10 protein-coding genes are annotated in these 13,294 nt (G+C 70.0%); 1 reads left to right on the plus strand and 9 read right to left on the minus strand.

Annotated features, from left to right (window positions below; translation table 11 throughout):
- Nucleotides 1-53 precede the first annotated feature (53 nt).
- From RI578_RS29295 to RI578_RS29335, 9 genes are all read right to left on the minus strand, one after another.
- The gene (locus tag RI578_RS29295) at nt 54-770 is read right to left on the minus strand and encodes an ABC transporter ATP-binding protein (protein ID WP_121746487.1); all 717 of its coding nucleotides are present in this window, start codon (nt 768-770) and stop codon (nt 54-56) included.
- Nucleotides 767-1,684: an ABC transporter ATP-binding protein gene (locus RI578_RS29300; RefSeq protein WP_310873868.1), complete on the minus strand. Its 918-nt coding sequence runs from the start codon at nt 1,682-1,684 to the stop codon at nt 767-769. Before RI578_RS29300 ends, RI578_RS29295 begins: the two co-directional genes overlap by 4 nt.
- 5 nt (nt 1,685-1,689) lie before the next feature.
- The gene (locus RI578_RS29305) at nt 1,690-3,513 is read right to left on the minus strand and encodes an ABC transporter permease subunit (protein ID WP_310873869.1); all 1,824 of its coding nucleotides are present in this window, start codon (nt 3,511-3,513) and stop codon (nt 1,690-1,692) included.
- Between the two features lie 5 nt (nt 3,514-3,518).
- Complete coding sequence (locus RI578_RS29310) at nt 3,519-4,451, minus strand: branched-chain amino acid ABC transporter permease (protein WP_310873870.1); 933 nt, start codon at nt 4,449-4,451, stop codon at nt 3,519-3,521.
- A 120-nt stretch (nt 4,452-4,571) separates the two neighbouring features.
- Entirely contained in the window at nt 4,572-5,810 is a 1,239-nt protein-coding gene (locus RI578_RS29315) for a branched-chain amino acid ABC transporter substrate-binding protein (protein ID WP_310873871.1), read from the minus strand.
- A 287-nt stretch (nt 5,811-6,097) separates the two neighbouring features.
- Entirely contained in the window at nt 6,098-6,697 is a 600-nt protein-coding gene (locus RI578_RS29320) for a Tat pathway signal sequence domain protein (RefSeq protein ID WP_310875894.1), read from the minus strand.
- On the minus strand, nt 6,694-7,158 hold the full coding sequence (locus RI578_RS29325) for a hypothetical protein (protein WP_310873872.1): 465 nt from the start codon (nt 7,156-7,158) through the stop codon (nt 6,694-6,696). Before RI578_RS29325 ends, RI578_RS29320 begins: the two co-directional genes overlap by 4 nt.
- Nucleotides 7,159-7,393: 235 nt before the next feature.
- Nucleotides 7,394-7,882: a hotdog fold thioesterase gene (locus RI578_RS29330; RefSeq protein ID WP_310873873.1), complete on the minus strand. Its 489-nt coding sequence runs from the start codon at nt 7,880-7,882 to the stop codon at nt 7,394-7,396.
- A gap of 78 nt (nt 7,883-7,960) precedes the next feature.
- A complete protein-coding gene (locus RI578_RS29335; protein WP_310873874.1) occupies nt 7,961-10,240 on the minus strand; it encodes an FdhF/YdeP family oxidoreductase in 2,280 nt (759 codons plus the stop codon).
- A gap of 259 nt (nt 10,241-10,499) precedes the next feature.
- Here RI578_RS29335 and polA point away from each other — a divergent pair, with 259 nt between their 5' ends.
- On the plus strand, nt 10,500-13,226 hold the full coding sequence (gene polA / locus RI578_RS29340) for a DNA polymerase I (RefSeq protein WP_310873875.1): 2,727 nt from the start codon (nt 10,500-10,502) through the stop codon (nt 13,224-13,226).
- Nucleotides 13,227-13,294 lie beyond the last annotated feature (68 nt).

Consider the following 13,294-nt stretch of genomic DNA (forward strand, 5'->3'; position numbering starts at 1 on the left):
CGCGAGGCCCGCGTCCCCACTGGGGGCGCGGGCCTCGTCGTAGGGCTACCGGCTCAGTCCTCGCCGAGGTAGGCCTTGCGGACCGATTCGTCGTGGAGGAGGTCCTGTCCGCTGCCGGACAGGACGATGTTGCCGACTTCCATGACGTGGCCGTGGTCGGCGAGGGAGAGGGCGGCCTGGGCGTTCTGCTCGACGAGCAGGATGGTGGTGCCCTGGGATTTCAGCTCGGCGACCGTCGTCATGATCTTCTGCATCATGATCGGTGAGAGGCCCATGGAGGGTTCGTCGAGCATGAGCAGTTTGGGCTGGGACATCAGGGCGCGGCCCATGGCGAGCATTTGCTGTTCGCCGCCGGAGAGGGTGCCCGCGGCCTGCTTCCGGCGTTCGCCGAGGATGGGGAAGAGGTCGTAGGCGCGCTGGATGTCCTTCTCGATGCCTGGTTTGTCGTTGCGGAGGAAGGCGCCGAGGCGGAGGTTGTCCTCGATGGTCATGCGGGGGAAGATGTGCCGGCCCTCGGGGGAGTGGGCGAGCCCCAGGGAGACGACCTGGTGTGCGGGGACCTTCTTGAGCGACTTGCCGCCGAACTTGATCTGTCCGCCGACCGGCTTGAGGAGGCCGGAGAGGGTGCGCAGGGTGGTGGTTTTGCCGGCGCCGTTGGTGCCGATGAGGGTGACGACTTCGCCGGCGTCGACTTTGAACGAGATGCCTTTGACGGCTTCGATCTTGCCGTAGGCGACGCGGAGGTCCTCGACCTCGAGCAGTGCGGTCATCGGTCGTTCTCCTTGCCGGCCGCGGTGTCCGTGGTGGTGTCGGCCTGGGCGTGGGCCTCGGCGGCTTCCACTTCGGCTGCTTCCGCGGCGCCGGGGTCGTTCGCGAGGGGTTCGCCGAGGTAGGCGGCGATGACCCGCTCGTCGCCCTGGACGGTCGCGCTGTCGCCCTCGATGAGCTTCTCGCCCTGTACGAGGACGGCGACGCGGTCGCAGAGGTTGAAGATGAAGCGCATGTCGTGCTCGATGACGAGGACGGCGATGCCCTGGTCGCGGATGGCGAAGACGAGTTCCTCGGTGGCTCGTGTCTCCTGGGGGTTCATGCCTGCCGTGGGCTCGTCCAGGAGGAGAAGGCCCGGTTCGCTGGCGAGGGCGCGGGCGATTTCCAGCTTGCGCTGCTCGCCGTAGGGCAGGTTCCGTGCGAGGTGTTCGGCCTTTCCGGCGAGGCCGACGAACTCCAGGAGTTCCATGGCGCGTTCGCGGGAGGTGGCCTCGGCCTTGTGGAAGCCGGGGCCGCGCAGGACGGCTGACCAGAAGCCTTCCTTGGTGCGGGTGTGGCGGCCGACGAGGACGTTCTCCAGGACTGTCATGTTGGCGAAGAGCCGGATGTTCTGGAACGTCCGCGCGATGCCGGCGGCCGTGACCTTGAAGGACTTGGCGGGCAGTACCTGGCCCTTGAAGCGGACTTCGCCCTCGGTGGGTATGTAGAGGCCCGTCAGGCAGTTGAAGAAGGTGGTCTTGCCGGCGCCGTTGGGGCCGATGAGGCCGACGATCTCGCCGCTGTTGACGGTGAGGTCCACGCCGTTGACGGCGGTGAGTCCGCCGAAGCGCATGGTGACGCCGCGTGCGTCGAGGACGGTGGCGCCGGGGGCAGGGGCGCCCGGGGTGCTGTCCTTGGTGGTGGTGTCGGTGGTCATGGTGGTCAGGCCCCTGTCTTGCCGAGGACTGCGGGCGCTTCGGCCTTGTCGTGGAATTCCAGTTGGCGGCGCCGGTTGGGGATGAGGCCTTCGGGTCGGAACCGCATGAGCAGGACGAGCGCGAGTCCGAAGGCGAGAAGCTGGTAGTCGCCGAGGAACTGGAGCTTGTTGGGGATGAGGAAGAGCAGTGCGGCGCCGAGGAGCGGTCCGCCGATGGTGCCCATGCCGCCGAGGACGACCGCGGCGAGGAGGAACGCGGAGTTGGGCGGTGTCGTACCGGCGAAGAGGTACTGCTCGGGGGTCACGGTGTAGGTGACGTGTGCCTGGACGGTGCCGGCGAGGCCGGCGAGGGCGGCGCCGACGGCGAACGCGATCAGTTTGACGCGGAAGCCGTTGATGCCCATGGCGAGGGCGGCGGTCTCGTCCTCGCGGATGGCGACCCAGGCCCGGCCGATGCGGGAGTCGCTGCTGCGTCGGAAGACGAGGACGACGACGGCGGTGATGATCAGCATCAGGAAGAAGTAGTTGGCGAACCGGCCGATGGTGACGCCGAGGATGTCGTGCCGGGCGCCGAGGTCGAATCCGAGGATCTTCAGGTCCGGCACGGCCGAGATGCCGTTGGAGCCGTTGGTGATGTCGGGTCCGGAGGTGCCGTCCATGTTGAGGACGGCGATGCGGAAGATCTCTCCGAAGCCGAGGGTCACGATGGCGAGGTAGTCACCGCGCAGCCGCAGGGTCGGGGCGCCGATCAGTACGCCGAAGATCAGTGAGGCGGCGGCGCCGACCAGGACGGCGGCCCAGAAGGGGAAGTGGACGCCGAAGGGGGAGCTGGGCGAGCCGGAGACCAGGGCTGCGGCGTAGGCGCCGACGCCGAGGAAGGCGACGTAGCCGAGGTCGAGGAGGCCGGCGAGGCCGACGACGATGTTGAGGCCCAGGGCGACGGTGGCGAAGATCAGGATGTAGACGCCGATGGTGGCGTACTGGTCGTCGGTTTGGGTGAAGGGGAACAGTGCCGCGGCGACGAAGGCGCCCCAGATGGTGATGGTCTGGTGCCGTGCGGTGATCCGGGTGGCCTGGCGGATGAGGCCCGCCTTGTGGGCGGCTGCGAAGCCGAACCCGGCCGTGATCAGGAAGCCGACGAAGAGTTCGTCGTACTCGGTGCCGATGCCGTAGGTGAAGACGGTGAGGCAGACGGCGAGGACCGCGACGATGATGAGGATCTCGGCGTAGGAGGGCAGGGCGCGTACGGGGCCGGGCTCGCCGGCGGCGAAGGCGGCCTTGACGGTCTGCCAGCCGTGGCCCGCGCGGTGCTTGGCGAGGCTCCAGCCGGTTTCGTCGGGGTCGATGGGGTCGGGTGCGGGGCGCTCGAAGGGGAGCGCGAGGGCGCCGAGGAGGGCTACGAGGGTGACGATCGCCGCGATGTAGGCGCCGGGTTCGAGGTTGACCAGGCCGCCGAGCTGGAGGCTGATGGCGAGGACGGTGTACCAGGTGGTCGCGAAGGTGGCGAGTGCGGCGAACCTCAGTGCGGCGTCGGCGCCGGCGGGGGTGAGCCAGCGGAGGCCTTTGACGCCGTAGGAGGAGAGGCCGAAGAGGGTGGTGAGGGCGCCGCCGATGAGGACGAGGACCTGGAGGCCGCCCGGGTAGCCGTAGACGGTGAGGTCGCCGGGGAAGGCGGCGGTCCAGGTCCAGGCGAGGAAGGTGGAGACGATGGTGAGGAGGCCGCCGCCGGTGGCGAGGGCGCGTCCGAGGTGCGGTGGGATGCCGATGAGGCCGGTCGCCGCGCCGGTGGCGGGGGTGTTCGGGGTCTTCTCGGTGGTTTGTGTGGTCATCGGTGTCACGCCCTGTCCGCGACGCGCTCGCCGAGCAGGCCCTGTGGCCTGAACAACAGCACAAGGATGAGGAGGATGAAGGCCCAGACGTCCGCCCAGGACTGGCTGCCGAACTGGCCGAGGCCGGGGATGTCGCCGATGTAGGCGGTGGCCAGGGTTTCGGCGATGCCGAGGACGACACCGCCGATCATGGCGCCGTAGATGTTGCCGATGCCGCCGAGGACGGCCGCGGTGAAGGCCTTGAGTCCGAGGATGAAGCCCATCTTGAAGTCGACGTGGCCGTATTCCAGGCCGTAGGCGACTCCGCCGATGGCGGCGAACACGGCGCCGAGGGCGAACGCGATCACGATGATGCGGTCGGTGTTGACGCCCATCAGCTTGGCGGTGTCGGGGTCCTGGGCGGTGGCCTGCATGCCGCGTCCGGTGCGGGTCTTCATGACGAAGTAGCCGAGGAAGGCCATGCTGACGGGGGCGGCGATGAGCAGGAAGATGCTGCCGGTCTGCAGGGTGACGCCGCCGATGTGGAAGGGGCCGCCCTCGATCTGGGGGAAGGTGCGGGCGGACTTCGCGTCGGGGTACCAGGCCCAGATCGCCTGCTGGAGGGCGAGGGAGAGGCCGATGGCGGTGATGAGCGGGGCGAGGCGGGGGCCACCGCGCAGGGGGCGGTAGGCGAAACGTTCAGCCCCGATGGCGACGGTCACCGAGACGATCACTGCGCCGAGGATCATCAGGGGCAGGGCGATCAGCATGGAGGTGCCGTCGGGCAGGATGTAGATGTAGACCGTGAGCGCGCCGAAGGCGCCGGTCATGAAGATCTCGCCGTGGGCGAAGTTGATGAGCTGGACGATGCCGTAGACCATCGTGTAGCCAATGGCGATCAGCCCGTACATGGATCCCAGTAGCAGGCCGTTGACCAGCTGCTGCGGCAGTTCGTTCACCGCATGTCCTCCGAGAGGTTCGGATGTTCGACGGATGTGGCCGGGTGTGCGTCCGCGCGGGGCGCCTGTGGAACAGCGCCCCGCGCGGCTCTTGGTGGTGCGGGTGTCTCGTCGGACGACTCAGCCGGTGTAGGTGCCGGACTTCACGGCCTTCCAGTCGCCGTTCTCGACGGCGTACACGGTCAGCTGCTTGTTGGTGGCATCACCGAACTCGTCGAAGGAGACCTTGCCGGTCACTCCGTCGAAGGAGACGTTCTGCATGGCCTCGACGACCTGGCCTCGGGCGTCGTCGGGGAGCTTGCCGTCGTTCTTCTCGACGACCGTCTTGACGGCCTCGATGATGGCCCAGGCGGAGTCGTAGGAGTAGCCGCCGTAGGCCTCGAAGGGCTCCTTGTAGCCGCCGGCCTTGTAGTTGGCGACGAATTCCTTGGCGGAGGGCAGTTCCTCGACGGGCGCGCCGACGGAGGTGGCCAGGTCACCGGTACCGCTGGCGCCGGCGAGCTTGATGAAGTCGGCGCTGTAGATGCCGTCACCGCCGACCAGCGGAATCTTGGCGCCGGTGCTCTTGATCTGCTTGCTGAGCGGGCCGGCCTGCGGGTATTCGCCGCCGTAGTAGACGACGTCGGCGCCCGAGTTCTTGACCTTGGTGGCGACCGCGGAGAAGTCCTTGGTGTCCGGGTTGATGTGCTCGGTTCCGACGACCTTGCCACCGAGCTTCTTGAACTCGTCGGTGAAGGTGCCGGCGAGGCCCGCGCCGTAGGTCTTCTTGTCGTCGATGACGAAGGCCTTCGTCTTCTTGAAGTCGTTGAAGACGTACTGCGCGGCGAACGGACCCTGGATGGCGTCGGTGGTCGCGGTGCGGAAGTAGGTCTTGAACGGGCGCTTCTTCTCGGTGCGCCAGTCCGGGCCCTGGGTCAGCGAGGGGCCGGTGTTGGCCGGGGAGACCAGGGCCATGTTGCCGGACTCGAAGACCTGCTGCATGGACTCGCCGACCGAGGAGTTCAGCGGGCCTACGACGCCGAGAACCTTGTCGTTGGCGACGAACTGGCTGGCGTTCTGCTGGCCCACGGAGGGCTGGCCCTGGTCGTCGAGGGCTTCGACCTTGAAGGTTATGCCCTCGACGTGCTTGTCCTTGTTGGCGGTCTTGGCCGCGAGGTCCGCCGAGTTCTTGATACCGAGGCCCAGCGCGGACAGGTCGCCGGTCAGCGGGGCGTCGACGCCGATGACGACGGTGGTGCCACCGCCGTCGCCGTTGCCGGAGTCCGAGCCGCCGTCGTCGTCGCGCGAGCCGCAGGCGGTGAGGGTGAGTGCTCCCGCCGCCAGAGCGGCGGTGATGGCGATGAGCGAACGTTGACGCACGATCAGTCCTTTCCCTGGCACAGCCACTTCCCCGTGGAGGCGGCCGAGTCGAGCGCTGGGCCGAAGTGACAATCGGACGGCGCGGTGACTGGCCGTGACTCTAAGCGTGTGTGGGGAACGTGGAGGAGGGTCTGACTCATGCTGTGACGCTCTTGTTATGACACGGGGTAATGCAGAGCGGTACTGGCTGGGAAGAACCGCGGAATTCCGTCCGATTCGCCCTGTCCGCATGGTGAGAACTTGCAGGACCGGCGGCCCGCGTTCAGGCGTCTGGGGCGTTTTGGTGATTACCTGGATTCGTTGCTGCAGGCGACCTCGAGGGCGTGGGAGAGGTCCTGCGCATAGTGCGTCCCGAGGATGAAACTGTGGGCTTGTATTGCACGCGCATTACGCAGCGTTACATGCAGGAAAGGGAGTGAGAGGTTCCGCGGCGCTTTTTCGCATTCCGTCACCCGAAGAGTGACGATGATCTTGCGGGCGGAATGCGCCTTTGTCTGGAAAGGCGCGGCGGGTGACGCGGTCATCGAGATGCCGGCGTAGGGCTGGTCGAGTCGTGTCACGGTGACGGGCGGGCCGGACCGCACGCTCAGCCGCACCGCGAAACTGAAGTCGTCGCCGGGAGCGGGCACCGCGTCCAGGTAGTCGAGGTCGACCGCCTGGGAAGGGTGTGGCGGCGGGGGAGGGGGAGGAGGCTGCGGTCGGTCGGCGTACAGATAGCCGCCGCCCGCCAGGGTCATGGCGGCCGCGGCGGTGGTGAGGACCGCCCGGCGGTGGCGGTCGTAGTACCGGGCGGGCCGCCCACGGCGCCGGGCGGACGGCCGGGGAGTGTCCGGGCCGCCCCGGTCGTGGGTGCCCTCGCCCGGCTCGACGGGGCCGGTGCCGCTCACTGCCACGGGCCGTCGCTCGGGGCGCCGGCGCGGTACTGGTCGGCGCAGGAGTCGCTTACCTGACGGTCGATCAACTTCTCGGCCGCTCGGGGGCCTTGGTCGCGCTTCGTGGCCTGTGCGGCGTCCACGACCTCCCGCAGGATGTCGTACTGCGCGTTGGACAGTCCCATCGACTGGTAGTCGCCGTAGGGGGTCTTGCCGGCCAGTATCTCGCGTGCCCAGTAGCCGACGGCGCTCGTGCACAACTCCTCGGGGGAGAGGCTGCCTTGTGCGGATGCGGATGCGGATGCGGACGCGGTCGCTCGGGCGGTGTCGCCGGAACCGGGCCTCTCGGCGCCGGAGTTGCCACAGCCAACCGCCAGGGCGGCGGTCGGCAGTGTCAGCGCGAGAGCGAGCAGTCCGGGCGCGAACCGGAACCGCCGAGCCGCCGCCCCCGACCAGGGGGCCCTTCCCCGTCCCATGCCCTGAAGTTAGGGCGCCGGGCGGCCGGGAGCAATGCCGTGGCCGGGAGGGGTGCCGTGGGTGGCGAAAGCCCGTGGCCGGGAGTGACGCCGTGGGTGGCAAGGGCCCGCGGCCGGGAGGGAGACGTGGCCTCATGTGCGGCCGCCGGCAGCGTTGTGCGGGCGTCGGCAGCGTTGTGCGGGCGTCGGCAGCGTTGTGCGGGCGGGAGTGGGCCCCCGGCCGCCCGCGTGCCGCTCAGCCTGCCGCGCCGGCCCGCGCCCCGTCGCCCGGGTTCACGTCCCGCAGCAGGCAGGTCAGCCGGGCGGTGCACACGCGGCGGTCCTGCTCGTCGCTGATCACGATCTCGTACGTCGCGGTCGACCGGCCCCGGTGCACCGGCGTGGCCACGCCGGTGACGAGGCCGGAGCGGGCCCCGCGGTGGTGCGTGCAGTTCAGGTCGACGCCGACGGCGATCTTGGTGCTGCCGCCGTGCAGCATCGAGCCGACCGACCCGAGCGTCTCGGCCAGCACCGCCGAGGCCCCGCCGTGCAGCAGTCCGTACGGCTGGGTGTTGCCCTCCACCGGCATGGTGCCGACGACGCGGTCGGCCGATGCCTCGAGGATCTGGACGCCCATGCGGGTCCCGAGGTGCCCGGCGGAGAAGAGCGCGGGCAGGTCGACGCCGAGCGCGGCGTACTCGTCGATGACCTCCTGCGGGAACTGCACCTGCTGCTGCTCGCCCATGGGCCGGCTCCGTTCGTAACTCCGTCTGCCTGAGTCGCCGGCCGGCCGGTGTGGCCGTCGGCTCGACTGAGCAAACGCTCAGTCGGTCGCCGATTGTTCCAGACGGACGACGACGGACTTGCTGGCCGGGGTGTTACTGGTGTCCGCGGTGGCGTCCAGCGGCACCAGGACGTTGGTCTCCGGGTAGTACGCCGCCGCGCAGCCCCGGGCCGTCGGATAGTGCACGACACGGAAGCCGGGCGCCCGCCGCTCCACCCCGTCCTTCCACTCGCTGACCAGGTCGACGTACGAACCGTCGGGGACGTCCAGCCTCCGGGCGTCCGCCGGGTTGACCAGGACGACCCGGCGGCCGTTCCTGATGCCCCGGTAACGGTCGTCCAGACCGTAGATCGTGGTGTTGTACTGGTCGTGCGAGCGCAGCGTCTGGAGCAGCAGCCGCCCCTCGGGCAACTCGGGGTACTCGATCGGCGCGGCGGTGAAGTTGGCCTTGCCGGTGGCCGTCGGGAAGCGGCGCTCGTCGCGCGGGGCGTGGGGGAGGGCGAAGCCCCCGGGGTGCGCCACGCGCGCGTTGAAGTCCTCGAAGCCCGGGATCACGCGCCCGATGCGGTCGCGGATCGTCGCGTAGTCCTTCTCGAACTCCTCCCACGGCGTGCGGCTGTCCTCGCCCAGCACCCGGCGCGCCAGTCGGCACACGATCGCGGGCTCGGACAGCAGTCGCGTGCTCGCGGGCTCCAGCCGGCCGCGGGATGCGTGCACCATGCCCATGGAGTCCTCGACGGTCACGAACTGCTCGCCGCCGCTCTGGAGATCGCGCTCCGTACGGCCGAGCGTCGGCAGGATCAGCGCCCGCGCGCCCGTGACGGCGTGCGAGCGGTTCAGCTTTGTCGAGACGTGCACGGTCAGGCGGGCGCGGCGCATGGCCGCCTCGGTGACCTCCGTGTCGGGGGAGGCGGAGACGAAGTTGCCGCCCATGGCGAAGAAGACCTTCGCCTCGCCGTCGCGCAGCGCGCGGATGGCGCGTACGACGTCGTAGCCGTGCTCGCGCGGCGGGGCGAAGCCGAACTCCTTCTCCAGCGCGTCCAGGAAGGCGGGCGCGGGGCGCTCGAAGATGCCCATCGTGCGGTCGCCCTGCACGTTGGAGTGGCCGCGCACCGGGCAGACGCCCGCGCCCGGCCGGCCGATGTTGCCGCGCAGGAGGAGGAAGTTCACGACCTCGCGGATGGTGGGCACGGAGTGCTTGTGCTGGGTCAGACCCATCGCCCAGCACACGATGGTGCGCTTCGAGGCGAGCACCAAGCGCAGGGCTTCCCCGATCTCCGCGCGCGTGAGGCCGGTCGCCGTGAGCGTCTCGTCCCAGTCGGCGGCGCGGGCGGCCTCGGCGAACTCCTCGTAACCGTGCGTGTGCTCCTCGACGAAGGCCTCGTCGACCGCGCCCTCCGTCTCCAGGATCAGCTTGTTCAGGAGCCGGAACAGGGCCTGGTCGCCGCCGAGGCGGATCTGCAGGAAAAGGTCGGTGAGCGCGGCGCCCGTGGTGAGCCCCTTGGGGGTCTGCGGGTTCTTGAAGCGCTCCAGGCCGGCCTCGGGCAGCGGGTTGACGCTGATGATCTTCGCGCCGTTCGCCTTGGCCCGCTCCAGCGCGGAGAGCATGCGCGGGTGGTTGGTGCCCGGGTTCTGGCCGGCCACGATGATCAGATCGGACTTGTAGAGGTCCTCCAGCAGGACGCTGCCCTTGCCGATGCCGATGGTCTCCGACAGGGCCGAGCCGGACGACTCGTGGCACATGTTGGAGCAGTCCGGCAGGTTGTTCGTGCCGAGCTCGCGCGCGAAGAGCTGGTAGAGGAAGGCCGCCTCGTTGCTGGTGCGCCCGGAGGTGTAGAAGACGGACTCGTCGGGCGAGTCCAGGGCCGCGATCTCCTCCGCGACGATGTCGAAGGCGCGCTCCCAGGTGACCGGTTCGTAGTGCTCGCCGCCCTCCGGGAGGTACACCGGGTGCGTGAGCCGGCCCTGCTGGCCCAGCCAGTAGCCGCTGCGGGTCGCGAGGTCGGCGACGGAGTGCGCGGCGAAGAACTCCGGGGTGACCCGGCGCAGGGTGGCCTCCTCGGCCACGGCCTTCGCGCCGTTCTCGCAGAATTCCGCCTTGTGCCGGTGGTCCGGCTCCGGCCAGGCGCAGCCCGGGCAGTCGAAGCCGTCCTTCTGGTTGACGCTCAGCAGTGTCAGCGCGGTCCGCTTCACGCCCATCTGCCGCTGTGCCATGCGCAGGGTGTGGCCGATGGCCGGGATGCCGGCCGCCGCGTGCTGGACCTTCGTGACCTGGGGCGCGTCCTGAACCGGATCACCCTTGGGCGGCTTGGTGGCCATCGCGCGCTCCTTCGCGTACACGTGTGAGGTACGTCTCCGATCCTCGCACGCCCCAGTGACAGCGACGGAGGCCGGGCGAAGGGCGGCGGCCGGGAACGATGCTCGCGTCCGGCAACTCGGGCCGCCGCGACACAGGGTGACCGGACCCGCACCGGCGGGACGGCCGGGAACCCGCGCCAGGCGGGACGACCGGGCCGGTAGGGGCGCGGCAGGCTGAGGGCGGGGCCGAGTGTCAGTGGTCCGTGGCAGGATCGGGGACGTGGCAGAGACAGCAGCGAAGCAGACCGACAACACCTCCGGCGGCGCCCGCCCGCGCCTGATGCTCATGGACGGGCACTCGCTGGCCTACCGCGCGTTCTTCGCGCTGCCCGCGGAGAACTTCACCACCGCGACGGGCCAGCCGACCAACGCGATCTACGGCTTCGCGTCGATGCTGGCCAACACGCTGCGTGACGAGGCGCCCACGCACTTCGCGGTGGCGTTCGACGTCTCCCGCAAGACCTGGCGCTCCGAGGAGTTCACCGAGTACAAGGCGAACCGCTCCAAGACCCCGGACGAGTTCAAGGGCCAGGTCGAGCTGATCGGCGAGCTGCTCGACGCCATGCACGTGCAGCGCTTCGCCGTCGAGGGCTTCGAGGCCGACGACGTCATCGCCACACTCGCCACGCAGGCCGAGGCCGAGGGCTTCGACGTGCTGATCGTCACCGGCGACCGGGACTCCTTCCAGCTGGTCAGCGAGCACACCACGGTCCTGTATCCGACCAAGGGCGTCTCCGAGCTGACCCGCTTCACGCCGGAGAAGGTATTCGAGAAGTACGGGCTGACCCCCGCCCAGTACCCCGACTTCGCGGCCCTGCGCGGCGACCCGTCCGACAACCTGCCGGGCATCCCGGGCGTCGGCGAGAAGACCGCCGCGAAGTGGATCAACCAGTTCGGGTCCTTCGCCGACCTGGTCGAGCGCGTCGACGAGGTCAAGGGCAAGGCGGGGCAGAACCTCCGCGACCACCTGGAGTCCGTCAAGCTCAACCGCCGGCTCACCGAGCTGGAGCGTCGGGTCGAGCTGCCGAAGGCCGTCACCGACCTGGAGCGCACGGCGTACGACCGCAAGGGCGTCGCGGTGATCCTGGACACCCTGGAGATCCGCAACCCGTCGCTGCGCGAGCGGCTCTACGCCGTCGACCCGGGGGCCGAGGAGGCCGAGGCCGCGCCGGTCGTGGCGGACGGCGTCGAGCTGGACGGCACGGTGCTGGGCACGGGCGAGCTGGCCGGCTGGCTCGCCGAGCACGGCACCCAGACCCTCGGTATCGCCACGGTCGACACCTGGGCGCTGGGCACCGGCTCGGTCGCCGAGGTCGCGCTCGCCGCGCCCGACGGCAAGGCCGCCTGGTTCGACCCGACGGAGGCGGACGAGGCCGACGAGGCGGCGTTCACGGCCTGGCTGTCCGACGCGGACCGGCCGAAGGTCTTCCACAACGCCAAGGGCGCGATGCGCGTCTTCGCCGAGCACGGCTGGAGCGTCGCCGGCGTCGGCATGGACACCGCGCTCGCCGCCTACCTGGTCAAGCCGGGCCGCCGCTCCTTCGACCTGGACGCGCTGTCCCTGGAGTACCTGCACCGCGAGCTGGCCCCCGCCGCCGCGGCCGACGGCCAGCTGGCCTTCGGGGCGGACGAGGGCGCCGAGGCCGAGGCGCTGATGGTGCAGGCCCGCGCCATCCTCGACCTGGGCGAGGCCTTCGAGGGCCGCCTGGCGGACGTCGGCGCGGCGGACCTGCTGCGCGACATGGAGCTGCCCACGTCCGCGCTGCTGGCCCGCATGGAGCGGCACGGCATCGCGGCCGACCGGGAACACCTGCAGGCCATGGAGCAGATGTTCGCGGGCGCCGTCCAGCAGGCGGTGAAGGAGGCGCACGCGGCGGCCGGCCGCGAGTTCAACCTGGGCTCGCCCAAGCAGCTCCAGGAAGTCCTCTTCGGCGAGCTGAACCTCCCCAAGACCAAGAAGACCAAGACCGGTTACACCACCGACGCCGACGCTCTGGCCTGGCTGGCCGCCCAGACCGACAACGAACTGCCGGTCATCATGCTCCGGCACCGTGAGCAGGCCAAGCTGCGCGTCACGGTGGAGGGCCTGATCAAGACGATCGCCGCGGACGGCCGCATCCACACCACGTTCAACCAGACGGTCGCCGCGACCGGCCGCCTCTCCTCCACCGACCCGAACCTGCAGAACATCCCGGTCCGCACCGACGAGGGCCGCGCGATCCGCCGCGGCTTCGTCGTCGGCGAGGGCTTCGAGTCCCTGATGACGGCCGACTACAGCCAGATCGAGCTGCGGGTGATGGCCCACCTGTCCGAGGACGAGGGCCTGACCGAGGCGTTCACCTCGGGCGAGGACCTGCACACCACCGCCGCCGCGCAGGTCTTCTCCGTCGAGCAGTCCGCGGTCGACGCGGAGATGCGCCGCAAGATCAAGGCGATGTCCTACGGCCTGGCGTACGGACTCTCGGCCTTCGGCCTCTCCCAGCAGCTGAACATCGAGGCGGCCGAGGCGCGCGGCCTCATGGACGCCTACTTCGAGCGTTTCGGCGGCGTACGGGACTACCTGCGCCGGGTCGTCGACGAGGCACGGGCGACTGGTTACACGGCGACCCTCTTCGGGCGCCGCCGCTATCTGCCCGACCTCAACAGCGACAACCGCCAGCGCCGCGAGGCGGCCGAGCGCATGGCCCTGAACGCCCCGATCCAGGGCACGGCGGCCGACATCGTCAAGATCGCCATGCTCAACGTGGACAAGGCGCTGCGCGAGGCCGGCCTCACGTCCCGCATGCTGCTCCAGGTCCACGACGAAATCGTCCTGGAGATCGCCCCCGGCGAGCGCGCGACGGCGGAGGAACTCGTCCGCCGCGAAATGGCCAACGCGGTGCGGCTCAGCGTCCCCCTGGGCGTCTCGGTGGGCTCGGGGGCGGACTGGGAGTCGGCGGCGCACTAGCCACCGGGCGCGGGGCGCCGGGCGTGGGCCGTGGTCGTGCGTACGGGCGGGCATCGACGACGCCCCGC

Origin of the sequence: Streptomyces sp. BB1-1-1, assembly GCF_031597775.1 — a bacterium.
Classification (GTDB): domain Bacteria; phylum Actinomycetota; class Actinomycetes; order Streptomycetales; family Streptomycetaceae; genus Streptomyces; species Streptomyces thinghirensis.